Source organism: Polynucleobacter sp. JS-Safj-400b-B2, assembly GCF_018881975.1.
GTDB lineage: Bacteria > Pseudomonadota > Gammaproteobacteria > Burkholderiales > Burkholderiaceae > Polynucleobacter.
In genome coordinates, this window is record NZ_JACVPJ010000004.1 from 210,199 (window position 1) to 233,222 (window position 23,024).

Consider the following 23,024-nt stretch of genomic DNA (forward strand, 5'->3'; position numbering starts at 1 on the left):
AGGCGAGGGCGATCGACACATGCGTGGTATGGTTTTATTTGCCTACATTCACAAACGGGATAGTGCCTGCCATGGTGGCGGGAAGTTTTCCGTCCCACTTCTCAATTGCTTTGAGATTTACATAATCCTTTCCACCGCCGGCATTAATGGCTTGAGACTGGATTGCAATCGCTTTGGCCTCACCTTGAGCTTTTGCAACAGCCTGCTCTGCCTCGACCTCAATACGTTTTAAATCTTGCTCAGCTTTTAAGGTTGCTTGCGTGGAAATAACTTTTTGCTCAATTGCTTTCTGATACTCTGGTGAGAATCCAAAATTAACCAATGAAATAGAGCTAATGGTGAGGCCATAAGGCAGAACCTTGGCTTGGAGTTCATCATGGATAGCGTGAGAGACCTCGTCGCGTTTCGTGATCAATTCCTCAGAGCTGTAATGGGCTGTTATAGCCTTGAAGGACTCATTGATCGCTGGCATTAATATCTTATCCTCAAGATTTAAGCCAAATTCTTTATAAATGTGGGCCGCTTTAGTACCGTCGATCCGATAGTTCACGACAATATCTGTGTGGACAACTTGCAGGTCTTTTGTGCCGCCCTGGGAACCTTTGAGCTCGGCCTTAACAACGCGTACATCAACGTTATTAACGTCAGAAATTGGATTAACAATATGAACGCCTTCGCCCAATGTGCCCATATTTACTGAGCCCAAGGTTTGCTGTACGCCGATATGACCAGCTGGGACGATAGTGAATGACTCAAATGCCAAAGCAAGCAAAATCGGCGCGATAGCAAGTGGTGAGGCAGCTTTTAATGCCCCACTATTTGCGAGTCTTAAAAAGCCAAAAAATAGAATCGAAAGCAGTATTCCTAGGATAATTACAAACATAAGTTGTCCTTAAAAAATTGGTAAGCTGTTATGGGGCAAAAGTTTCAGAAATTAAAGTTAATCTACTATTGAGGTAAGTCAAGATTCAATCATCCTCTTGATGAATTTTTCTTTATTTACAATGGTTTTGCCGCTTACGAAAATAATATTGATTATATTTTCTGGTGAATTTTGGAGTTCCATCAAAATTCATTAAGGATTTGATCTGCGCATTTACGCCTCAACGCGTAAATAAGCATTAAAGCAATGGCTACTGATTCATCGCAGATATATCGCGAAAATATGTAGATTTAAGGGCTGCAATTCTCGTCATCCAGGGCAAGATATGGCATGAAAAGTAACTTCACATCTCTGCGCAATTTTTTCGAGGATCAACAATGCCCTTTGGCACTTGAACCAACCTCCATTACAAGAGGTGATGTAACTCTTCACATATATGGCGTATTCCATGGTCTAACTGGCGGAACTAATAGGCGGTATCGATCTTCGGTTAATCAGGCGATTGCACGGGCTAAATTGATTTCAAAAAACCCTGTGCTGGCTGAAAAATCCTTCTCAACTATATATAGAGGTGTTGATGTTGATGTGATGGATTGGTCCGTAATACCGCTGGGGGATGCATTTAAGATGAACTTCCACCTATTCGCTCATCCGTTGCGCTGGTTTGCCATTATTAAAATAATGGCGATAGAATTTATTCGCAAAAATGATAAATTCGGCAAGAATGGAGTTTATCGCCCCTGTGATCTTGGTGGAAGTCTGCTGGCCCATAAAATACCGCCCCAAGAGCGAAGATTGATGTTTGGATTCCCATTATCGCGAGAATACCTTGTGCAAAATGTGAATCGAATGCGTGGTGAACCCCATATGGGCTCACTTCATTTTATTGATCCAGATTATGAATGGCTGGGTTGGGCTGAGCCCTATATTAATATCCCGTTGCGGAGTATTTACATGCTCGAATTTTCATTTGAGTATGCACGTTTGAATCATTTGATGGCTATTAACCTGTTTGTTGGGCAATCCCATGAAGGTGATATGGAATGGTATGCGAACAACACATTAGAAGATGACAAAAATATTAATCAAGAGGTGCTGTATGAGGTGGCAAGAATTATTGAGCTTGCCAAGGAAATGGCATCCAATGGGCCATCAATATTCGATCTCATAGCCTTTAGGTGCGTAAGTTTAGCTGGGGCTATTTTTCCGATATTGCTCTGGTATGGGATTTTTTTTCTTGCATTCCTGTGAGTTAGCTTTTTTGGCGCTTACGCTGCTGAGCAATTCTTATTTTATTTCTCCTGTTGGTGGAGCGCCTATGGCTAGGCATATTCAAAAGAATAAAAAATAACCATTTAGCATGCAGACCGAACCAATAATCCCCAGAAATGCACCTGCCATTGTCAATATTGGCATAGACGCGAGGATCGATATGGAAAGCAAGACAATCCCGATTTGAAGGATGCCTTCGGCATAATCAAACCAAGGGTCTTGTCTGAGTGCATGATCACGCTCAACCTCATGTTCTTTGGCTTTCTCTAGAAGCTGTTTTTTACCTTCACCTGATTTCTCATCGGACTCATAGTGAATAATTGACTCTTGATATTCGGTTAGCTTGTGAGCAATCAATTTTGCTTCAGGAGGGGTCAACTTTGCTTTACTGGGTAGATCTAGGTCCAGCTGCAAAAAATCGGCAGCAATCTTAGCCTGTGTTTGCTTAATGGATTTGGCTTGATAAAAGGCGTAGTAGTTGGACGCTTCAATATTATGTCGTGCCGCCTCTTTAGAGGCATTGCCGCCGCCAACATTGTTAATGGCCAATACCATTGCCATGACCGAGATGGTAAGCGCCGTCCAGTTGCGAGACTTGTGCTTAGCCTCTTCAGTTTGCTCGATTAGTTCGTGTGTCTCGTGCGGTTCCATTGTTAGTCCTAAAACGTCATTATCAAAAATTTGCCCTGCATTGGGATATGGGCATTCCAAAAAAAGCGACAATTACAGGGTCTTGCGTGATGGTATTGCGCCCCTTGATGATGGCAGCTCTTCTGGCCTCATCTTCAGCAAGCCTTAAGGGCGCTCGATCCTTGTCAAACCAATACACCAGTCGTCTGGATTCCCCTGGGGTAACTTTGTCGGAAGCGCGTTTAATGAACTTTATGCGAGCCAGGATATTAGAGGCTGTTTTCTGCTTAATGCCAGAGTCGGTAATATCTTTTAGCGTGCAAGGCTGGTGAATTTTAATGAATTCAAGAACCCTTCTTTCCATCGGCGTGAAGCGGTGCATAGTCGACGCCAGGAAAGGCGCGAGATCATGCGCACGATCACCTATAGGGGTTGCGGGATTGCAGGGCATTAGTAGCTCTTCCCACTTTTGGCTCTCTGACACTCTATGTTAATTTTTGGCATTTGAAGCCCCTCTAACAACCAGGTCTGCGGCACCAGCAGGTTCATCGGTTACTACCAGGTGAACAGACAAGGCATTGTAATTTTTATTATTAATAAAAATGATATAGGCTTCGGTTAATTCCGACGGGATGATATAAACCGTATCCCCTGAGGTCTCAACGACGCCGACAAATGAAGGGGGAATGATTACTGCTATATCAGGAAATGGCAATTTAAATCTACTTCTGTGATGGTTTGCAAGCTTAACCGTGCCGCCATCTTCAATTTCTGTGGCCGCGAATGCGGGCATACATGCAACAAGCAGTGCTGATGCAATAACCGCTCGAATGATTTTTTTCATGTGCTGAATAAGGCTTTTTGCAAAGCGTTTACGACCAAGTTGATTAATTGCCAAGCACAGGGCCTTAACAATAATGGCTTTTTGATCTTTGTTAATACGGAATGGGTGATATTTCATGTGTTCAGTTTATTAGATGAAACCCCATCATCTCAAGAAAAATGGGGTTTGCAAGTTTGAAATTTGACTATATTTCAGCTTAATTAAGCAGCCAATACCTCCAATTGCACATCCGTTTTCCAACGATGAATTTGGCTAAGCGTGCATTCAGCACGATCAAGATCGCTTCGCTTGCCAAGATACACTGGCTGGAAAAGGCTGCCTCCAGTAAACGCATAAAGGTACTGAACCTCGATAAGATCACCTAACGATGGGATATTGGCTGATGGGGGGATGGTGACATTGCCAACATTGATCTCATTACCATTGACGTCATAAAGGGATATGCCGACACTGCGCTGTTGGTTGATTTTGGTTACCAAACAGGTTGAACTTTCCAAGAATTTGAATTTCAGGAAGTCGCCACCAGAATTGGGTCGTCCTGCCGCATGCTTGGAATTGATTTTCTTAAGCACAACACCTTCACCGGCAGCCGATAGCACGCTATCGCAAAATGCTTTTGCAGCTTCGATGCCATCCTCTGGGTAGATTGTTGGAATAAGCTTGATTTGCTCGCCTGACAATTCAAGGCTCTCCAACATCTCCCTAAGTGCAACAAAACGTCGCGCATAAGGCTGCTCTGACACTGTTGGGGCATTAGGGCAAAGGAGTGTATCAAAGACGTAGAAGACGTTTTTAACAATCTCACCATCGAGATAAAACTGCTCGCTGATTGCTTTTGAGCTCAGAAACTGGGAGAGGGATTGAGGTACATCGCGACATTGGCCTTTGCGGTTGAAGGCCGTCACTTGATCAACCTTGGAGCCTTTGTGCAGTAACGACATACGATCACCATCGGCCTTAAGCTGCATCACGTATTGGCCAGTAGCAAATAATTCAAGCACCTCTTCGATCGTATTGAGGGGGTTAAGCAGCTGCGCGCCAAAAGGCGATGTAACGGCCCGAACTTCCGAAATTTCGATGACGTTATCACTTGGGCATGTCTGTCTCACGATGCTATAAATAGATGAACCTGAGCCCTTAAGCTTTGCCTCGATTGCCTTGGTATAGGCTTTCCTTGCGGCATCAAAATCAGAGTAGGGCGCTTTTTCTGGCTGCTGGCGAAGATTGCCGGCCGGGCCATTTTTGATCATAACGCTAAATGTGTCGTCATCGTTTTGACCAAGAATAACAAGGTATTCTTTGCCTCCGCTATTGCTCGGTGCTGACAGTAATGTTTGTTCTTTAACTTGCATGGCATTTCCTTTTGAGCGTCTAAAGAACTATCATCTCAAGGGAAGTAACAAATGCAAGTTAGGAAATTTTATTGGGCAGTGTAGCTGCAAAAACATCAACGCCTTCTTGGATGCCTTTGTTCCAATAATGCTCAGTGACATACTCAAAGAACCGAATTGGCGTCTCAAGCGTCCGTGAAAATCCACTCTTTTTCTCACTTTTGATGAAGGCGTCGATCATCTCGCGACTCTCTGTAGCCCAAAGTAGAAAATCTCCATAAGCCTGGTATTGAAACGGATCTTGTAGGTTTGAGGGCTTGTTTTTGATCTTGTCAATAAACGAGAGTGTTTGTCCCTGCAGATTCAAAGTCGTTACTCCCATAAAATTAGTGATGGGCCGAGCTGGGAACAATCCAGCGACCAAAGGATTATGAGTCCTCTGCTCTACCACTGAGCTACCGGCCCATCGTGAAACCAACTACTCGCTGCGTCTAGTAACCCATTGGATATCACCCTGAAGTCTGCGATCTTCTTTGGTCGTTTTCTAGCATCCGCTTTCGTTGGTGCTATTAATTTAACCGTCAAAATTGTTTATGCAAATTCAATTCATTGAATAATAATTGCAGAATTCTTGGGTCCAGGCGAGACCTAAGTCGCATAACTTATCCTCGACCATGTAACTACCAGTGGTCACTGGCCATTGCTCTAAGTTATTGATTTAAAGCGAATCCCGCTTACAAAAAATATGACTCTCGAGGGTAATTTTTCTACATTTCTTGCGGCTGAAGTTTTGCTAATGCGCCCTGAATTTGAGGGATACTGTCCCTGTTTGTACCAACAACGAAACTGCACAGACCCCCTTTGCTTTTAATGATTTTCATGATCTTAGGCAAATCTACGGAAAGCAAGGCACCTAAATTTGGGCTGTAAATCGCAGAGCCGCCGGTATAACCCCACGAGCCTTGAATGACTGCGTAAGCATGGCGACCACCCATCCGATCCGAGACTGCCTTGTCGTTCATTCTGGCAGAAAGACCGCCGTCAACAATACGTCGCGCATCTCTTAGCGCGATAGCACCATCAGTCGATCGATCGAATATGTAGCAATAGTGCGGGATATAGTCTGATTTGACTTGGGAAATCACCCGGCCAGTAGATCTGCTTCGCTTTTGAGCTAGCGCCAAGTTAAGGTGGGGTATTAGGGTACCTCGCATTCTTTATGCTTTGGTCGTCTCAGCTTTTAAAGAACTACGGAGTTCCGATAGGGTTCCTTGCGCCAAAAATTCTAATCCAGGATCTATGGGTCCAAGCCCGGCAATAACTGCCTCAGACCAATCGGCGTACTGAGCAATTCGCTCCATGGGCCATCCATCTGGAGGACTCTTGACCATGTCACTCAGATTGCATATTTTGTCTGCAATCTTAACAAGCTTGGCGCCATAACTCAGATGTGGCGCATGCTCAATCTGCAGACGCTTGCGCACATCGCTTGTCAAGGATTTATCATCTGTTACCTCCTTGACGATCCCTAGAACATTCTCACCAAATAGGAATTGAATCTGGTGTTCGGTAGTATTGGTGTCCTCCAGTACATCATGCAGGATGGCCGCAATGATAATCTCCTCATCCCCTAGCTCGGACAGAAGGTGCGCAACTCCAATTGGGTGATTAATGTACGGGGTCTGCTCTTTGTCTTTACGGCGCTGTTTGGTATGTTTGTGCGCCGCAAAAGCAACAGCATCAAGAATCTTACGAGAGAGGAAGGCTGGGGAGGTGGGTGGCGATTTTTCTTTAAACATAATAAGGTGAAGCCTTTATCTACAAGGAGCTATCGGATGCTGACGTTTTCAAAACAATTAAGAGTCAGCATTTTCGCTGGGTACCGGCGTAATAATTTTCCAGCCTGGATTACAAAACGCAATATAAGGGTAGTAAGACTTCGAGTCTTCACAGTAGAACCAGCGTGGATGGTCTGAATGCATCACTGGCTCATCAAGTGCGGGCGGCTGTGATTGCTCAAGGTATGGGCTTGGAAGATATGGGTAGGGGCTAGGGTAGCTGGGGTATTGATATGGGTAATAAACGCCGTTCACTAGCCAATACCAACCTAGCCGCCCATCACGTATTTCATGCTGCCAATGACCGGAATCCCAAATATGAATATCGTATTCAGAAAAACGATCAATTTGGTTTTCGTTTCGCCAACCCTCTGCCGATGCTGCGATCGCAATAGAGCCAATCAAGGAGAATATAAGAATGCATCGGAAATATTTTGAAATTTTGATTCCACTCACGACTTCTCCTTGTTAACCAAGGAGATATCTTTGCATGAGAATCCACATCCGCAAGTCCCGAAAAGTATAAAAAAGAAGGCGTTTAATCTATTCTCGCCATTCTCTCAGGTTACCCCCCCTTACTTGAATGTGTGCCAAAACCTTTGTTGTCAAAAACAATTCATTTGCAATGATTTGCATAAAAGTTAGGGTGACAACGGAATTCTGGAGTGTTTGCAAGCTCGAATCGCATACTGAGCCAAAGCAATAAAGCTGGAACCCTCGACAAGTGCTCGCGGCACTAACTCAAGTAGGTCGCCATCCATCTCGATCCGACGCTTCAGATAGGCGCCTGTGTATTCTAAATTTTGCTCTAAGCTCGACAACCTAATGCATGCAGCCAATATCCGAGAGCTGGCAACATTTTTTGCAGAAAATGGAGTAAGCAATAAAACCTTGAATTGCGCCGCAATCAGCTCGCTATCGGCATGAATGTCGGCTAGGTTGTCGTGTTGCTTGCTCATTGAGATTTAGAGAAGCGGCTGCGACTAAGCTTAGCAACGCATAGACCGCATTTCCATCGCGAGCGAACCACTCCTGCAGTTTTAAATGAAACCGTTTTTCCAGACGCGACGTCGCGCGTAGTTTGACAGGAGGTACAAAAGCGGGTTTGGGGTGTTGTTGTCGTGGTAGCAGTGGTGGGTATCATTAACGAGTGCTAATCGGCTCTAGTAGTGGGTAAAAGTTGATTTTACAAGCTAACAATCCCGACCTCTAGCTAATCCAACTTTCCGGCGAATTGCAGATCCGAATAACCTCTTCGCACTGCTCATTGTCAAATAAGGCCATGTGGCAATTATCAATATGCATCCGCATTTGTTTAGCTAGCCATTCGTAAGCATTGGACCGGTTGATAAACCCTTTTTGCCACAGAGGGTCAAATGCCTCGTGAGCGCGCAACCGAGCTTTACGAAGTTTTGCATTTGCTAAAGTGCCTTTGGGTATGGTGCTACCAGGGAAGCAGCTAACGGTCGCCTTACAAGGGGCGCAGTGATAAAAAAAATCATCCCTAAGGTGATCGCGGTGCGCGTATAAACTAGCGCCGGTATAAAGGCCAGCTTCGTCGCCGCAATAAGGGCATTTAATCTCCAGCATAGGATTGCCACGCTTTGTTACGGAAAATTACGTCTGCAATGCTGCGCGCAAATAAGGGTCGATATCGCTTTGCCCTACCAACCAACGTTTGTAATCTACGGGCAAATCCGTCAAAGCACAGCCCTTGTGCTTACCAAAACTCATATGCGTCGGGATTCTGGCGAGTTCAGAGGCCTCATAAAGGCCTTCGATGGTGGTAATTCCAAAATGTCTTACGAGGGCCTTCAAAATACTGGCGCAAATGAGCACGTCAGCCTTTGCTGAGTGCGCATTCTTCAGCTTTTCTCGCGCATGGGTGCGATACAAAAAATACATGAGTGCAGATTGGGTGTGAGAGCCAAGCTCGGGCCAAGCTTTACGAGCCAGGGCGAGAGTGCAAATACACTTAACATCGGGATTGCCAATAACCGTGGCATCAAAATCAATATTGTGGCCAATGAGATATTGGATTCCATCTGGCAGCGAGAATGAAGAAGAGGACGGGCAATTGACTAAATCCTCGTCCATTATGTGGTGTGTTGCTAGGGCCCCAATCTCAATGGGTTTGCTAGGCTTGTATTGTTGGTTAAATCCATCGCCAACAAATATCGTTGGCAAAATGGATGAGATCTCGAGCCACGCCGCTTCAATGAGTTCGGGTTCATTGAGGCCTGTGGTTTCGCAATCGAAGATATAAGCATTAATACCCGGCATCTTCTTCTTCCAGCTTGCGAATACGCTCCTCGAGGTTGAATGTTTTAACCATGCCAAAACAGACAATCGCTAAAGCAGTCCAGCCAACAAATATGTTTAATAAAGTATTCATAGATTCAATGTATAGCAGATGTAAGGCATTGCAAGTCAAGAAATATGCCAGCGATGCCGGCATATTTTTTATTCAAAACTGCGAACCATTACTTGGATTTTTTAGCTGGCGCGGCCTTTTTCTTTGGGTTGAGCTCATCCTTGAGTGTTTTACTGGCTGAAAATTTCAGTGATTTCTTTGCGGTGATTTTAACGGCCTCACCAGTGCGCGGGTTACGTCCGGTGCGAGCGGCTCTCTCGGTACACTTGAATGAACCAAAGCCAAAAATCGCCACACCAACACCATTTTTGAGGGATCCAGCAATGCCATCAAAGACGGCTTCAACAGCATGGGCTGCTGCAATTTTTGAAATATCTGCTTTTTCTGACACAAATGCCACTAATTCTGTTTTATTCAATTTAAAACTCCTTGTAAGGGTGCTGCGGTTGGGAAAGCTACTTTTATTTATGAATATAGTTTTTTTGCTTGGCGATCGGCACAACGCTTGCCTAATGGCGCATCAAGCCACCATGACCCAGAGCTGGCACTACCATCTTTGGATGGATCATTCCTGTCATAATTCCAGGGGTACCAACACATGAGACCTGGGCTGGATTGCGAGGGCCTAAGAAATCCCCATTTTTTTGAATACATATCATCATGAAAAAATAGAGTCCAGCATTCCAAAGGTTTTCCATTGGCATCGTTATCAAGCACTACACGATGGAAGTCGTATCCATCCAATAGGTTTGAGCTGTCAATTAAAAACTCACCATTTGGTGTTTTCTCTCTATAGCACCCCAATAAAACAATGGACCGCGCCCAGCACCATGGGTGGTCGTGAAACCCTCTATCTGGGTCGCTGGCTACAAATCTGTGGATATAAAAACGGGCGCTAAATATGCTAAATAGATAATATCGCTCAAGGTAAGGGGACGAGCCATCGCTAATAATTCGACAAGGCAGGTTACCGGAGAGCCAATATAGGAACAGCCCCATTGCCCGATCGCTCCAAGGGCGTAACCGATAGGCTCTTTTTTGAGCCCACATCTTCAACCCCATAAGGCTGGCTATTGAAAATAGTAGGTTGGCGATGCCAATATAAAAAATTGTTAATGGCAGGTGGAATATTGTTGAAAGCTGGTCAACTACCGTTTGCGGCGTTGAAAAACTAAATGGGATCGTAATAAAGGTGTACCAAAACGACCAAAATAGAATTTGATTTAATACTTTTGAGCGAGTTTTTTGCAGTGACTTTATCAAGCGAACGCCTTTAATGGGGTGAGAGCTTCTTTAGCGAGGCGAGACCATTCATCGCTATCTAATGCATTAATTAGATCGTCTAATTGGTCTTCGAGCCTAAAAATTAAGTCGCGCCATTTCTCAGAAACAGATCGCATTTTCCAGAGCCTGTCCTGAAGCTCGGGGCAGGCGCTTAAAAGGCGAACACAAGATTCCAGCTCCTTTGAAGTTTTGGGTGTTGGCATAACCCGCTTAGTATCATAAAAATTTAAACCAGATAGTGCTGTAAATAAAGCGTCTGAGCTTCTGGTGCGCGCACCATTTGCGAGCCAGTGAATGACATGTTTCTTGGCGCCTAATAGCCTGGGGTCATTGGCATAAACCGCTAACAATTCGCCGGAATCCGTAAGCTCATGATTTAGCCTTAATAAATCCGATGGCAAACCAATAACCGCAAAAACACGCATTCTGCAGGCTAAAATTAAATCCATGACCGCACCAGCAGGCGCTTGAGTAAACACCCCGGCCAACTCTTTTGGGCTCATGCCGTAGTCCGCCGTAATAACCAGGCACCCTGATCGAAGTCGAGTGGATGGCATGGTTATCATTCTTGGCCTTGAATTTGACCAATAGTGAGCCGTCCGGTTTTAAAAGCGCCGGTATCTATGAAATGATGGTTGCCTCGTACTTGCGCAGAGCCTACGATTGTGTGGCCACAATAAATTGCGTGAACATCTTCAACAGGCTTAGTGCAGAGGTCGTATATAACCTTTCGATTCCAAAGGCAGGCTTGCGTTAGGTGGTAACTAGTCTTTGGATTGATTAATCCAGATTTAAGAGCGCTCCAATTTGATGTTGGGCATTCAGCGTGAACTATGCCGACCATGCCGAAATCCGTTTCAACCTCGATAATAATTGGAAGGCTGGCAAATGCGCTTAGAAAGCGGTCACGTTCAAAGGGATCGGTATTATTAATAAGCCATTGGCCCCCATTGCTACGGTAGCACTCTTCATCTACGCCATGGAGCATATAGTCGATCGCCATCTGCTCATGGTTCCCGGTTACCGCGTAAAACCAATCTTTGTCTAGATACTCAAGACATTTTGCAGAATGGCGTCCACGGTCGATGATGTCGCCGACTGAAAATAAGCGGTCCTTAGCGGTATTGAATTGAATATCAAGCAAAGCTGAATCAAGCACATCAAAACAGCCATGTATATCGCCAACAACAAAATCTCGTCCAAGTTGATTTTTCTTGATTGACCTGACAAAATTCATTGAAATTTTCCATTAAAGTGAATGGATATCTTCGCAATGAATTTGACGATGTCAAACTCGAATACTCAATATTTATATAAGGATTTGCTTGTATTTGTCAGTGCGAACGTTGGTAAGCGCCAGTGCGAATGTCAAAATACAGAAGAATGATGTGGCGGCAACGATGATGGCGCCACCGTAAAAATATAAATCTTGCATGCGCAACCACAAAGGCATCCATACAAATAGCAAAATTGCGAACATTACAGCCAAAAAGGCACATGCCATAAATATCCACCGAACCTTACGTCGAACCATGAATACAAAGGCGACCCCGCCAACACCAATCAAGTGGTTTCCAATAAAAAACATAAAAAATTGCTGGGCATGCTCTTTCATTGGAAACCATTCAACAGGCTCCAAAATGAGAAAATAGCCAAGTAGGGCGCACAATGTAATCGTGATGGCGCATAGACAAGAAAGCCCAATTACGCATAAGCTGAACTTGCTACTTCGCTCACTTTGAAACAAACGCCTTGGCCTCTTTCTGAGCTTAAGCATCGGTTAGACCACACTTTTTCTTAATGGCTTCCAGAATGGATATTCCATCGTTTAATAAAAAATATTGCTCGTTACGAGCAAATGCTGGCGCAGAAGCGCGCCTTGGGTTGTTGAGTGTATTGGGGTGATCAATCTGAAGATAGCCTTTATAGGCGCTAATCAGGAAATCGCAGGAATCATCGATACTTTCACGATGCCCCATGATTATGGCATCACCAAGCATATTAAAATTATGCAAGCTATCTGAGAGCCACATAAGATCAATGTCGCATATTTCCTGTCCAAGTGCATATTTTTTAGAGGGGCTATAAGCGCTATATAGGCGAATAGCTAAAGCCACACGGCCAACAAAGGATAAAAGCCTTCCAAGCTCAGGACGAAGGTTTAGTTCTTTTGTTTCATCTGACATGATTGTGAGCCTGACTCCGTTGATGGGCGTTAGACTTCTCGCCAGTAAGTGCAATTGAGAAATTTTTCCAACATAATCGGTCTTGTGCTTGGCACTTCCGAATATTGGCAAACAAAGTGACGGCGGAAGACGGTGGAGACTTAGTGAGCGATGGCATTAAAAGGTATCTCCTCCGCAGCACGAAGTAAGTCAGACTCATATAATGCCGCGGCAAAAAGCAGGTGACTTGCCAAGGATGGCGGTATTACATAATTGTGTGCATTGGGATTTATCAAAATTGGAGAATTTAGATTCGACCCAAGCATTAATATTTTCAGAAATAGCTGGTTAGAGATGGTGAGATCAGGATCGTTCTCCGGCTTCAACAGCTTGTGCATAGCTTGAGCATGCGCCGAACTAGTAAATACAGAAATGCATTTAGTTGGAGCGCCATTAATAATGGTATCTACGCCAGATATTCTCAATTCCTGTCCGCTGTAACCCGACTTTGAATCGATAGCGCAGATAATGGTGGAGCGAATAATTTCGCGGTATAAATTTAAGCTAGGCTCTTGATTTTTAACGCCCGCCACCAGTGCCTGAATTTTTGTTAAGGCAATTTCAAGATTTTGATTTGTCATGGCACGTCTAAGCTTGTTTGATGCTGCTGAGAATTAATGCTGGATGTTTGGTCACGTCAAAATGCTCGCGAGATTTGTTTAGCACCGCCTCGATATGTGATGGGTGAGGGCACTGAGACGGTTGATTATTTTGTGTTTTTTGCATATAGATATTTTTCCATGCAAATCATTAAAATCAAGTTTGAAATCTCCAATTTATGACTAAGTACTCAAACTGAAAATCTTCTATTGGGCTGCTAAAAAAGCTCCCGCTAGATTTGCGTATGCAAATTAGCGGGAGTAGTTCACGAATGAGTGACATTAACCAAGCGGAATGGGACTCACAATAATGCGCGGCTCCACATATACAACCTTGGCTTTGCCTGTTTTTGGGTCTACACATTGAACCCATGTGCCGTCGGCTGACGCAGGGCTATAAAGGCCATTTGGGTCTGCTTGTGGAATGGCCACATTTCCAGTGCTTGGGGTTTGTGCTCCCCCGGAAACGCGTTGCGGGTTTGTATATTGAGTTGCGTACGGAAGCCCGTAGCCAACAGAATTGCAGAGCTTATGGAGTCCGCCCTGCATGTCAACTAAATAAGTGGTTGTTGCCACAGCTTGATCCCGGATTTCCAGAATATCTTTCATCATGCGCTTTTCAGCAAAGTTGGTGATGGAAGGCATACCAACCTGTTGAACCCCCTGGAGACTTAGCTGCTCTTGTTGTTTGCGCTCAATCTGGGTTGAGTTTTGTTGCGGGTCGTCACAGCCCGTGAGAATTGCGACAGCAGTCAGCCCCGCTATCAATAGACTATATCTTTTAATCATTGTTTATTTCCCCCTTAGTTGTTCATAAAAATTACGCAGATTAGGCGGCATCCTGTCTTCTGGATAGACGGAGAAGCGATGCAGCACAATGGCTCTTAATGCTTGTTTGTGGTCGGCATCGGCATTGATGTATTCGATCTGAAGATTTTCTAAATCCCGCACCATGCCATCGTTGTATTGCTGGCTTTCATGAAAAACCGTGTTATCGATCGCTACGCTTTTGGGGGCGAAGTAGGATTTCAGCGCAAGCCCGTTGAAGGTAAGCGCCCAGCCAATGCCCATAATTGCAGCAATTGCAAATATTCCGGCCAATATTTTTGATGAGGTAGATTCCACGATATTTCCTTGAGGTTAATTAATTGGATGAGATCTTGCCGCTGTGTCTACGAGCGCTAAAGCTAGATGGTGCTTTTTTAGGACATTCGAAATATTCGCCCAGCTGTATATTGAGAAGTGAAATTCTCTCGAATTCTGCGGCCAGCATATCGAGGATTCGAGCGCTTTGCTCCTCGATTTGATTTCGACGCTCTCGGTGCTCTTCTTCGCTTTCATCTCTAAATCGAATATGCACATCATTTCTCAGTGCGTCAGATAATTTACGAGCCATAGCCAGTAAATAGGGCGCTTTAATATGTGCAGTCATGATCTTTTTGTTATTTTTCCGTAGGTAATTGGCTTGGTATCTTGAGGGGTCCTTCTATTTCTAATGATTCGCAATTTGCTTCCATTAATTTTTGCTGGACGCTGGTAGGTTGAAGCTTTTCAAGTTCAAGCTGCGCCGCAATTCGATCTTCAGTTGTAAATGTGGACATCAATCACCCCATCAATATGTGACTTAATATTGCCACGAATAGCAGATCAATTAACTTTCAAAATCTTGCAAAAATTAGCCATTTCTTAATACAAAACAATAAGAAACAAAAGCTACGGTAGGGGATGAGCTCAACTACCAAAATTAAAATTGGAACCTCGGAGATTTCGCTTGATCACTTTCAACATGAGCCGCAAAAATACGCTCATGCTGTTTTACTGGCTAAAAATACGGTTGGGCACGCCAATTGCCTATGCAATAAAGATTGCCCCAGACTGGTTATAGCGAGACGTGCAGGGCGATACTATGTCGCAGGATGGCCTAATGAGGGTCACCTACATCATCCTGGGTGTGACTTTTTCAAAAACGAATCAGGGGGCTCTGGCTTGGATTCGTATTCTCAAGAGGCGCTACAAAAGAGGGGTGACGGTTCATTTTCGATTCGGCTAAACCAGCCCCTTAGTCTGGAACTTGGGGCGCCAACTAGACCCCCATCTGGCGCACGAACCAAGGTAGATTCAAAATCAACATCAAGACGATCATCAACGCTTTTGGGGCTACTTCACTACCTATGGGAAGAGTCCAACCTCAATCGCTGGTTTCCCGGGTGGCGTAGAGATTGGTATTTGGCTCGCAATCACCTTTTAGCAACCACATCCAAAGGGGAAATTGCTGGAAGGAGCATGTCTGAGGCGATGTATGTTGTGCCAAAGTTTTCTACAAATGCAGCACAAGAAATTAAAAGATCATGGGATACCTGGTCCGTACCATTGCTACGTAGCGCAATGGGCGCTACGCCTGCTAAATTGAAAAATTCGAAATCAATAACCAGAATACATACGGGGATGATTCTTGGCAGAATAAAGGCAGTTGAACGTACCGATCGTGGTTACATCATCAAACTTAAAGATCATGCCTATCCCATTTATGCTAAACATGCTCTTATTGAGAAATTAGAAAAGAGATTCGGAAGATTCACTGCGCATATAGAACAAAACCAAGGCGAATGCATTGTTTTGGCGCTCTTGATGCCTCACGAAAAAGGCTATTTCAGCCTCATCGATGCAGGCATAATGTATACCAGCGCGGCACTCATTCCAATCGAATCTAACCATGAATTAAAGGTTGCCGATGCGCTGCGTTTGGCAGATCGACACTTCTCAAAACCATTGCTATACGATAGCTCGGATGAGGTATTCCCTGACTTTGTTTTATACGATACAGCCCGATCAAAAACCATTATGGAAATTTACGGCATGGTTGGCAATCAAGCGTACGACAATCGCAAAAAAGAAAAGCAAGAAGTTTATCGAAAGGCTGAGGCTGATCTTTGGGTTTGGGATCTTACAAAATCAAAAGATATGCCACCATTGCCACCGGTACGTTAACGGTTTATGATTTCAATCTCCATAGGCGCAGACGAAATGTCCGCATGGCAAAATAACGTGGCGCAGCTATTGCTAGATGACAAGATTGGTGAATATATTTCCCGTTAGGAAAATGGATTTGGCTTTCTAGAGGGAGGCTTAATTTCGAGAGTCTTTGGTAGCCCAGTTACATCCTCTAATGCGTCAACACCGGCATTCACAATCTGGGCTAAGAGCTTAAGGTCAGCGAGCCCGGCCTGACTAAAATCAAAGTTATGCTGACCATAAATTTTTAACGAGTCAGAGCCGTTCTCAATGGTGATCCCGCCAATCTGGATGGATTGAGCATCGTTTTTAAAGGTAACAAATTTACTCACCGATTACCCCTTTCCCTGATGGTTTTGGAAGTCTTAATAATCCCACATTTTGTACGCCAGGCAACATATTCATGCCAGTGAGTTGATTTAGCTCTTGAACACTAATTTCTGTGTATTCTTGACCTTCTGGGCCATCGCTATTAATTTCCAAATAGGCTGCGGCCTCATTGCGCGAAGGTAGATACACAAGTTTGTAAAGTCGAGTTGGGATGGCGACTCGATTATTTAACCAAGAAATACTACTGCCATCAAAGATAGGCCCGGTAATAGTGTAGACCTCGCCTACCTTCTGGGCAAAATGCCTAACGGCACCCTCGATATGTGCATGCAAGCCTCTATTATTACGTGGTGCCTGTGGAATCATATTTGATAGATTGTAGGTGGCAAATTCAGTTTCATTGGACCACGAATCTGCATCACTAGCCATGTGACCTCGATCAAATCCTGAGCGTTTGAAGTCGCTTAGTTCAGCTCGATCATTATGAGATAAACGATCATCTGGCCTAAAGCTATTTTCTCTGCCGCGACCTTTACGTTCGGCCATGTGCTCAGATGTAATATGCTCGGCAGAATAAAGGGGGTCTCTGGTCAATTTGGAGTAACCAGTTGCAAACACCCCGCCTTGGGCGCAGAGCTCCACAAAACCTTGCGCTAATTTCGGGTTAACCAATTGCGGCGGTTGTCCGCTTGCATAGTTTTCTGGGCAGCCGCTGGTCGCAAAAACAGATTGAGTAATGCTGCCAATTGCAATGGAAATAATGAGCTTGGTGAATAGTGCGTTCAAGGGTTAGCAATTCCTGGGGTAATGGTTGCAATGCCATTAGGACAAGCGGCAATGGCGGCCGCAATTAAATTTTGCGCCTGAGTATTGTTACCAGAGGCAATTGCCGCATCTAATCCTGGGGTTTGCGATAAATAGTTTTGCAATGCTGCAGGTGACTGCCCCGAAGGGCAAGCCGGCAGGATATTTTGATTTGGCGCGGCAGCTTGAGCGGCTGCTACCCCTTGATAAAGAGCTCCGCTTATAGATGCGACCGCAGACTCCATAGCGGAGCCTATATCAATCTGCGCTTTAGCGTTCGTCGATAGGGCAAGCACTACAACGGCCGACATAGTAGCAATTATTGTCTTATTAATGCGAAACATAGCATTTCTCCTGTGCGTAATCAATATCTGTTTGGGTTGCCAGTAGGTTCGGCACAATCCCATCAGTGATTTTTTTTGACTCTAAGATAGCATTAAGTAGCATTGCCTCTGCGCTCGCCTCTTGAGTATTGCGTTCAATAGCATCATTAATAAGTCGGTTATACCCTTCAACACTAATTTTCGATGGAAATTGTTCATCGGCAATCATCAGCAAAAAGTCGCGCTCATTAGGGTTAATTGACAAGGTATTTTTATAAGCAATCATGATTTGAGTGGGTTAACTGAATGATCTACAGGATGCGTTAAGCGGCTTGAAGCGCAAGTTCACCTTTGTGGTGAAACTGGCAATTGGCAATATGCTCTTCCTTGGTGACGTTGGCCTCACTAATCGCGCCAGCAATGACTTGGTAAATCCGCTTAACCTCATCTGGCGGGATGAGGTTTAACTTATGGCGAGCCAAATAGCTGTCAGTACGTACGCAATGAGGAATATCTTGCCTTGTCATTAGCAGTGGCGGCAATTTATAGTCCAGCACCGCATTTTCGCCTGTAATGAGAACTCGATTTTGAACATTGATACCGGGCACAAGCGCTTTAAGGTAGCGGCACTTACGGGTATTTTGATGAATCGGATTGTCGCGGTGTTTTGCCGGCTTACCTGGCTGAGTCACAAAAAATGTGGATTGCTCTTGATGAATGAATCCATCCCAACTTTTAACTTCAAATACAAAAATGCCGCCCTCGCAAATAATGATGGTATCCGCTTCAGTGCTCGATGGCATGAGGCCGTCATTGGGCTTGAAAATGGCACCCTGAATTGTAAATACGTGCTCAAATGCTTTTTTGAACTCGCAAGATAACAGGTTTGCGGCAAATGCTTCGCTGCTGTAGCTTTTTTCTTCGGGCGTTTGGTAGTTATTTTGTGTTTTCATAATAGAATCAGATTAAGCTACCGAAATGCAGAAGCAAGTTTGAAAAATCACGAATACGAAGAGATCTCGCTAGACTTCAAACCCTTGATCAGCGATCTCCAATGCGGGCAATGTCACTCCCAATTTTTCGAGATACACTTTTGCGAGTTTTTTAATGCTCCCAGACTCAGCAGCCAAGGTTTCCAGTAACTCTGCATTAGGATCTAGAACGCCATCACTTTGCCCCTTTTTAAGACCCAGGATATCTGCAATTACGGGATCGGATCCCTCGTCTGAAAGTAAGAAGTAAGCCAATGAGGGGTCACTCTGTCCATCACGATGGTAGCGACCAATACATTGCGTGTGAACGCCTGGACTCCAATCAATCTCGCCGAAGACGCCAACTTTGCAAACATCTTGCAACCCATCAAGCCCGGCACCAGCGCGCAAGGAGATGATCATCAGTCGAGAGTCGCCATTTACAAAAGCTTCTTTAGAGGCTTGTTTTTGTTTTGGGGATTCTGAGCCCGTATACAAAACTGGCTTAAATTCAGCCAATTGCTCCATCCAGATGTCGTAGACTTGGCGATGCCATCCAAACAGAATGACTTTTTGTTCTGAGGCTAAAAGTAAACGTACAAACTCAGCAACATACGGCGCCTTTCCAATGCCTGTTGCTTGGCGCAAGATGACGTTGAACTCTTCACTGGCGTGAAACTTCTCACCCCTATAAGATTGCCCATTAGCTAGAATAATTTTAGCCAACTCAATGGCAGAACCCCTAACTCGATCCAAAATATTAGAATCAGTATGGATGGTTTGAATAATCTTGGGACAGGGCGGCAACTCTCGTCCAACCTCCTTGCGGGTACGTCGAAGCATGATGCCCTCACGTCGCAAATATGCGCCAAGGGCCTTGGGATCTTTGATTTGATTCTCGGTAGAACACCACTCCCGAATAAATTCCTCCTTGGTGCCAAGGCAACCAGGTAAGATCACATCAATCACATTAAAAAACTCATGGCCCATGTTGTAAATGGGGGTGGCCGAAAGACCCATACGCAAAATGGCTTTTGAGGCAATATGTTTAGCAGCCCAATATTTATTGGATTCATTTCTTCGCAGTTCTTGTGCTTCATCGAAGACCACATACTTTACGACGCCAGACAACGTCTCCGACCACCCGCCTAATTTATGATAGTTGCTAATAATGACGTCAGGCATGCGAGGACAATCCTCTGAAAATAGTGCCTCTTGCTTGTCTCCATGTGGGTTTAGTGATGAAACTAAGTTGTAGGGTTGACCTGATTTTAAAATATGCACCACTAAATTTGGAGCGAATTTAGCTATCTCATCGCGCCATTGTTCTGGTAGATGAGTTAATGTCACAACAAGCACAGGCAAATGCTCTTTTTGCGCCATGGCACAAATGCTGCTTACCGTTTTCCCGAGGCCAACATCGTCAGCCAGCAAAAGACCGGATTTGATCTTAGCAAGACTTCCTGCCAATTTTTGATATTCTCGCGCTGGTTTAGCTAGCTCAAAATTATCAGGGCTTTGAATATTATTTAGCAGTTGCGCAATGAGTGTTTCAGATTCTTCATGGGACTTTGATCTTGATTTGAGCAATGACTTTGCTTTAGTGGCCATGGTCATTGGATATCGCTCAGTAAACCAGAGTAAATCACGGGCATTTTCAATGTTATCGGACAAAACAATGGTTTCTCCGACGCGTTGACTAACCTGAGGAAATACCCGCCTCAGCCTATTCCTAACATGGGGCTCGCAAGTAATTTGCCACGCCCCAGACTGGTGTCTAATCTCTCCAAAACTCACAATAAACTTTCGGTTATGCGTATTGATGTTACGGGCTTGCTGCCAACAGTTAAGGGTATTTGTCCAACCCAAGATGGCGAGCCAATAACTACAATTGATGAAATATCAGGGTGTTTTGTATAGCGGTTGATCTGGCGAAGGGCTTGAGCTAGGGATCCTTGGATTTTGACCTCAAGCGCAATGCCGCCATCAATAATGAAATCCGGCCTATCCTTGGCGGTCAATGCTTGTTCGCGCGCATAGGAAATTTTGCGCTGTTGTAGTAATTGCTCAATTCCATTCTGAAGGTCAAGCTCAGATGCAAACCGGAATCTCACTCCTTCAAAAACCTGTGCAAGAGAAGAGGGAGTTATATTGTTTTGCGCAAATAGTGACATTAGTTAAGTTTGATGTTCAAAATGTTGAAATCAAATAAATAGGCTAAATTCAGGAGCATTTTTAAATCTTTCGGCCCCACCTCTCGCGTAGTCGTAGATAACATCGCAGGCAAGCCAACGACGACCGAGTTCTTGAGCCGCTTTGGCGGTAGTAAAGGATCCCGCCATTGGGTCGACTACCAAGTCATCTTTTTGCGTCATAAATTCAATTAAGAATTTCGACATACTTAATGGGTAGCCTGCGCCATGAGCCTCGACACCCAAATCTTTAGCTGCCTTTTTATAAGCACGCTGATCTGCGCAGTTATGCGGGAAAGTGAGAAGATTGCGAGGAATCCGACCTGGTGTGGGGCTGGAGTAGCTACCTTCTTTGACCGTGTAAGCGCCGTCGGAGCTAATTCTTTTTTGAGTAACGCCGCCAGCCTCAATGAACTTGAGGTGTTTTTCAGTATGCGGTTGCAATACTCGTCTATTGTTTGATCGGCATTCCTTTGGGTCTAAGCAAAACCAATAGATCGGCTCCCATCCGACGTTAAGCTGTTGCCGTGTTTTGCTTGCCCATTCCATTGGCCCTGGCGGCTTACAAGGGTTATGCCAAATTAATTCATCCATTTTGAAAAGGCCAAGGCGATCATGCAATGCAATTACAAGCCTCTCGCGGTATAAGCTCCGAGCAGGTAGTCCGGCGAGGAAAATGTCATTACTTAAATTCAAACAAATACTTCCACTTTTAGCCATGTTCTTGATGACGGGCTCCATGGCTGAGCAGATAAAATCGACATATTCTGATTCTGGGGGATTGCCATAGGCGCGCGGCTTACGAAGCGGGTAGGGCGGAGAAGTAAGGCAAAGATGAATTTGCTGACCATCTAGACGGCTAAAAATATCCTTACAGTCACCCCATAAGGCGATTCCAAGATCGGTTGAAAAAGCGAGTAGTATTTTTCCAGCCTGAATCCTCTCAAATTTTTTCGGGTATCCGAGTTTTGTGGTTGATGCTGCTTAAATTACTATGCGTTGAATAATTTTCATTTTGATTGATGACACTAATAAAACATTTATGCATTCATCTACTTGGATACAGAAGTCAACCGCCTAAATATCACCACCCTTTGCCTTGCTGCCAAGGTAGCCGCTATGGTGACGCAGGGCGTAATCATTGGCTCCATACCCCGACATTTGCACCACTAAAACAGCCAATACATCACCAATGACAGTCATGGCGGTAGTCGAAGTGGTTGGCGTAAGCCCAAGCGGGCAGGCCTCCACTGGATCGCCAGTCCATAGTACGAAATCGGACTTATTGGCCAATGGCGAGTTTTGCTTGCCCGTAATAGCGATAATTTTGAGGGAGGGAATGAGGCGTTTTGCAAGGGTCTCTAGCTCCAAGACTTCTCGCGTCTGGCCGGAGTTTGATATGAGCATCAATACATCGTTTTGATGAAGAAGCCCTAAATCACCATGTTGTGCCTCTAGTGGGTGCAAAAACGCGCTTGGCAAACCAACAGAGCAAAAAGTAACAGCCATCTTCTTGCCGACCTCGCCAGCTTTCCCCACACCGCTGATGACAAGTTTTCCACTATTTGCCTTAGCTTTTAAAAAGAGTTTGGTACATTGCTCAAAAGGATTTTCCTTTGGAATGAAGGCAATTGCCCTAGCCTCAGCGGCGAGTACATCTTGGATTATTTTTATCAAAATTTAGTCCGTTTATTGTGGATGCGACTTGGATGCAATGCAGTCAGCCAATCACAAAACTCTGTTTATGAGTTAATTGCTATTTTGCACGATATGGGTAAATCAATCATGAAACTCGGATACCCATTTTTTCTTGCCAGCATCAGTAAGGCGCCATTCTGACCGATTGCCGGCGGGCTCAAGCAAACCAAGTCGCTTTAAATCTTGCTGGTACCATCGGATTTTTCGATTGAGGATATTGTGCTTTTGCCTGCACTTACCAACGGGCTGTACTGAATCGCCAGAATTTGGCGCAACTTTGTTATAAAGGGATTTATTACTCAGCGTTCCGGTGCCGGCGTAGGCTTGGGCGATATCGAATAGGTCTATTTGTTTTGGCATGTACTATTTGACCGTTTGTAATTTGAAAAGCAAACGTGAAATACCGCCACAATT

Annotated in this window: 35 protein-coding genes and 1 tRNA gene; 2 read left to right on the top strand and 34 right to left on the bottom strand. The window is 44.6% G+C overall.

The window, feature by feature from the left end:
• Positions 1 to 34: 34 nt before the first annotated feature.
• On the bottom strand, positions 35 to 883 hold the full coding sequence (locus ICN48_RS06660; protein ID WP_216152918.1) for a prohibitin family protein: 849 nt from the start codon (positions 881 to 883) through the stop codon (positions 35 to 37).
• Between the two features lie 330 nt (positions 884 to 1,213).
• On the opposite strand from ICN48_RS06660, the gene ICN48_RS06665 reads away from it, so the two are divergent.
• Positions 1,214 to 2,134 carry a hypothetical protein gene (locus ICN48_RS06665; RefSeq protein WP_216152919.1) on the top strand — a complete coding sequence of 307 codons (921 nt, stop codon included), beginning with the start codon at positions 1,214 to 1,216 and terminating at the stop codon, positions 2,132 to 2,134.
• A gap of 81 nt (positions 2,135 to 2,215) precedes the next feature.
• Here the strand turns inward: ICN48_RS06665 and ICN48_RS06670 are convergent, their stop codons facing one another.
• From ICN48_RS06670 to ICN48_RS06775, 23 genes are all read right to left on the bottom strand, one after another.
• Positions 2,216 to 2,806 carry a DUF4337 domain-containing protein gene (locus ICN48_RS06670; RefSeq protein ID WP_216152920.1) on the bottom strand — a complete coding sequence of 197 codons (591 nt, stop codon included), beginning with the start codon at positions 2,804 to 2,806 and terminating at the stop codon, positions 2,216 to 2,218.
• 22 nt (positions 2,807 to 2,828) lie between these two features.
• The gene (locus ICN48_RS06675; protein ID WP_216152921.1) at positions 2,829 to 3,236 is read right to left on the bottom strand and encodes a helix-turn-helix domain-containing protein; all 408 of its coding nucleotides are present in this window, start codon (positions 3,234 to 3,236) and stop codon (positions 2,829 to 2,831) included.
• Between the two features lie 39 nt (positions 3,237 to 3,275).
• Positions 3,276 to 3,746 (bottom strand): hypothetical protein, encoded by a 471-nt coding sequence (locus tag ICN48_RS06680; protein WP_216152922.1) that lies wholly within the window; start codon positions 3,744 to 3,746, stop codon positions 3,276 to 3,278.
• A gap of 83 nt (positions 3,747 to 3,829) precedes the next feature.
• Positions 3,830 to 4,981: a hypothetical protein gene (locus ICN48_RS06685; RefSeq protein ID WP_216152923.1), complete on the bottom strand. Its 1,152-nt coding sequence runs from the start codon at positions 4,979 to 4,981 to the stop codon at positions 3,830 to 3,832.
• A gap of 58 nt (positions 4,982 to 5,039) precedes the next feature.
• On the bottom strand, positions 5,040 to 5,342 hold the full coding sequence (locus ICN48_RS06690; RefSeq protein ID WP_216152924.1) for a hypothetical protein: 303 nt from the start codon (positions 5,340 to 5,342) through the stop codon (positions 5,040 to 5,042).
• Positions 5,343 to 5,353: 11 nt separating this feature from the next.
• A tRNA-Ile gene (locus ICN48_RS06695) sits at positions 5,354 to 5,425 on the bottom strand.
• Positions 5,426 to 5,727: 302 nt separating this feature from the next.
• The gene (locus tag ICN48_RS06700) at positions 5,728 to 6,174 is read right to left on the bottom strand and encodes a hypothetical protein (protein WP_216152925.1); all 447 of its coding nucleotides are present in this window, start codon (positions 6,172 to 6,174) and stop codon (positions 5,728 to 5,730) included.
• A 3-nt stretch (positions 6,175 to 6,177) separates the two neighbouring features.
• A complete protein-coding gene (locus ICN48_RS06705) occupies positions 6,178 to 6,759 on the bottom strand; it encodes an HD domain-containing protein (RefSeq protein WP_216152926.1) in 582 nt (193 codons plus the stop codon).
• Between the two features lie 57 nt (positions 6,760 to 6,816).
• Positions 6,817 to 7,254, bottom strand: coding sequence for a hypothetical protein (locus tag ICN48_RS06710; RefSeq protein WP_216152927.1), 438 nt, complete (start codon positions 7,252 to 7,254; stop codon positions 6,817 to 6,819).
• Positions 7,255 to 7,439: 185 nt separating this feature from the next.
• Complete coding sequence (locus tag ICN48_RS06715; protein WP_216152928.1) at positions 7,440 to 7,757, bottom strand: hypothetical protein; 318 nt, start codon at positions 7,755 to 7,757, stop codon at positions 7,440 to 7,442.
• 250 nt (positions 7,758 to 8,007) lie between these two features.
• A complete protein-coding gene (locus ICN48_RS06720; RefSeq protein ID WP_216152929.1) occupies positions 8,008 to 8,388 on the bottom strand; it encodes a zinc-finger-containing protein in 381 nt (126 codons plus the stop codon).
• Between the two features lie 27 nt (positions 8,389 to 8,415).
• Positions 8,416 to 9,081, bottom strand: a complete 666-nt coding sequence (locus tag ICN48_RS06725) for a putative quorum-sensing-regulated virulence factor (protein ID WP_216863760.1) — start codon at positions 9,079 to 9,081, stop codon at positions 8,416 to 8,418.
• Positions 9,068 to 9,193, bottom strand: coding sequence for a hypothetical protein (locus tag ICN48_RS13865; protein ID WP_255539498.1), 126 nt, complete (start codon positions 9,191 to 9,193; stop codon positions 9,068 to 9,070). Before ICN48_RS13865 ends, ICN48_RS06725 begins: the two co-directional genes overlap by 14 nt.
• An 88-nt stretch (positions 9,194 to 9,281) precedes the next feature.
• Positions 9,282 to 9,590: an HU family DNA-binding protein gene (locus tag ICN48_RS06730; protein ID WP_216152930.1), complete on the bottom strand. Its 309-nt coding sequence runs from the start codon at positions 9,588 to 9,590 to the stop codon at positions 9,282 to 9,284.
• Between the two features lie 47 nt (positions 9,591 to 9,637).
• A complete protein-coding gene (locus ICN48_RS06735) occupies positions 9,638 to 10,435 on the bottom strand; it encodes a hypothetical protein (RefSeq protein WP_255539499.1) in 798 nt (265 codons plus the stop codon).
• Complete coding sequence (locus tag ICN48_RS06740; protein ID WP_216152931.1) at positions 10,432 to 11,013, bottom strand: hypothetical protein; 582 nt, start codon at positions 11,011 to 11,013, stop codon at positions 10,432 to 10,434. The genes ICN48_RS06735 and ICN48_RS06740 overlap by 4 nt, the downstream gene beginning before the upstream one ends.
• Before the next feature lie 5 nt (positions 11,014 to 11,018).
• Entirely contained in the window at positions 11,019 to 11,693 is a 675-nt protein-coding gene (locus ICN48_RS06745) for a metallophosphoesterase (RefSeq protein ID WP_216152932.1), read from the bottom strand.
• 72 nt (positions 11,694 to 11,765) lie between these two features.
• Entirely contained in the window at positions 11,766 to 12,071 is a 306-nt protein-coding gene (locus ICN48_RS06750; protein WP_216152933.1) for a hypothetical protein, read from the bottom strand.
• 154 nt (positions 12,072 to 12,225) lie between these two features.
• A complete protein-coding gene (locus tag ICN48_RS06755; RefSeq protein WP_216152934.1) occupies positions 12,226 to 12,642 on the bottom strand; it encodes a hypothetical protein in 417 nt (138 codons plus the stop codon).
• A gap of 140 nt (positions 12,643 to 12,782) precedes the next feature.
• Complete coding sequence (locus ICN48_RS06760; protein WP_216152935.1) at positions 12,783 to 13,262, bottom strand: hypothetical protein; 480 nt, start codon at positions 13,260 to 13,262, stop codon at positions 12,783 to 12,785.
• 300 nt (positions 13,263 to 13,562) lie between these two features.
• Positions 13,563 to 14,069, bottom strand: coding sequence for a hypothetical protein (locus tag ICN48_RS06765; protein WP_216152936.1), 507 nt, complete (start codon positions 14,067 to 14,069; stop codon positions 13,563 to 13,565).
• 3 nt (positions 14,070 to 14,072) lie between these two features.
• Complete coding sequence (locus tag ICN48_RS06770) at positions 14,073 to 14,405, bottom strand: hypothetical protein (protein ID WP_216152937.1); 333 nt, start codon at positions 14,403 to 14,405, stop codon at positions 14,073 to 14,075.
• A gap of 19 nt (positions 14,406 to 14,424) precedes the next feature.
• Positions 14,425 to 14,712, bottom strand: coding sequence for a hypothetical protein (locus ICN48_RS06775; protein ID WP_216152938.1), 288 nt, complete (start codon positions 14,710 to 14,712; stop codon positions 14,425 to 14,427).
• 293 nt (positions 14,713 to 15,005) lie between these two features.
• On the opposite strand from ICN48_RS06775, the gene ICN48_RS06780 reads away from it, so the two are divergent.
• Positions 15,006 to 16,268 carry a DUF1173 family protein gene (locus ICN48_RS06780; protein WP_216152939.1) on the top strand — a complete coding sequence of 421 codons (1,263 nt, stop codon included), beginning with the start codon at positions 15,006 to 15,008 and terminating at the stop codon, positions 16,266 to 16,268.
• A gap of 104 nt (positions 16,269 to 16,372) precedes the next feature.
• Here the strand turns inward: ICN48_RS06780 and ICN48_RS06785 are convergent, their stop codons facing one another.
• The 10 genes from ICN48_RS06785 to ICN48_RS06830 all read right to left on the bottom strand — a co-directional run bounded on the left by ICN48_RS06785 (position 16,373) and on the right by ICN48_RS06830 (position 22,970).
• A complete protein-coding gene (locus ICN48_RS06785; RefSeq protein ID WP_216152940.1) occupies positions 16,373 to 16,624 on the bottom strand; it encodes a hypothetical protein in 252 nt (83 codons plus the stop codon).
• On the bottom strand, positions 16,617 to 17,408 hold the full coding sequence (locus ICN48_RS06790; protein WP_216152941.1) for a DNA/RNA non-specific endonuclease: 792 nt from the start codon (positions 17,406 to 17,408) through the stop codon (positions 16,617 to 16,619). Before ICN48_RS06790 ends, ICN48_RS06785 begins: the two co-directional genes overlap by 8 nt.
• The gene (locus ICN48_RS06795) at positions 17,405 to 17,770 is read right to left on the bottom strand and encodes a hypothetical protein (protein WP_216152942.1); all 366 of its coding nucleotides are present in this window, start codon (positions 17,768 to 17,770) and stop codon (positions 17,405 to 17,407) included. The genes ICN48_RS06790 and ICN48_RS06795 overlap by 4 nt, the downstream gene beginning before the upstream one ends.
• On the bottom strand, positions 17,757 to 18,035 hold the full coding sequence (locus tag ICN48_RS06800) for a hypothetical protein (RefSeq protein ID WP_216152943.1): 279 nt from the start codon (positions 18,033 to 18,035) through the stop codon (positions 17,757 to 17,759). The genes ICN48_RS06795 and ICN48_RS06800 overlap by 14 nt, the downstream gene beginning before the upstream one ends.
• A 37-nt stretch (positions 18,036 to 18,072) precedes the next feature.
• Positions 18,073 to 18,702 carry a nuclease-related domain-containing protein gene (locus ICN48_RS06805; RefSeq protein WP_216152944.1) on the bottom strand — a complete coding sequence of 210 codons (630 nt, stop codon included), beginning with the start codon at positions 18,700 to 18,702 and terminating at the stop codon, positions 18,073 to 18,075.
• 69 nt (positions 18,703 to 18,771) lie between these two features.
• On the bottom strand, positions 18,772 to 20,394 hold the full coding sequence (locus ICN48_RS06810) for a DEAD/DEAH box helicase (RefSeq protein WP_255539500.1): 1,623 nt from the start codon (positions 20,392 to 20,394) through the stop codon (positions 18,772 to 18,774).
• A 119-nt stretch (positions 20,395 to 20,513) separates the two neighbouring features.
• Positions 20,514 to 20,834 carry a hypothetical protein gene (locus ICN48_RS06815; RefSeq protein ID WP_216152946.1) on the bottom strand — a complete coding sequence of 107 codons (321 nt, stop codon included), beginning with the start codon at positions 20,832 to 20,834 and terminating at the stop codon, positions 20,514 to 20,516.
• Positions 20,835 to 20,924: 90 nt separating this feature from the next.
• Positions 20,925 to 21,851: a DNA methyltransferase gene (locus ICN48_RS06820; RefSeq protein WP_216153061.1), complete on the bottom strand. Its 927-nt coding sequence runs from the start codon at positions 21,849 to 21,851 to the stop codon at positions 20,925 to 20,927.
• A 138-nt stretch (positions 21,852 to 21,989) separates the two neighbouring features.
• The gene (locus ICN48_RS06825) at positions 21,990 to 22,589 is read right to left on the bottom strand and encodes an SIS domain-containing protein (protein ID WP_216152947.1); all 600 of its coding nucleotides are present in this window, start codon (positions 22,587 to 22,589) and stop codon (positions 21,990 to 21,992) included.
• Between the two features lie 102 nt (positions 22,590 to 22,691).
• Positions 22,692 to 22,970: a winged helix-turn-helix domain-containing protein gene (locus tag ICN48_RS06830; protein WP_216152948.1), complete on the bottom strand. Its 279-nt coding sequence runs from the start codon at positions 22,968 to 22,970 to the stop codon at positions 22,692 to 22,694.
• Positions 22,971 to 23,024 lie beyond the last annotated feature (54 nt).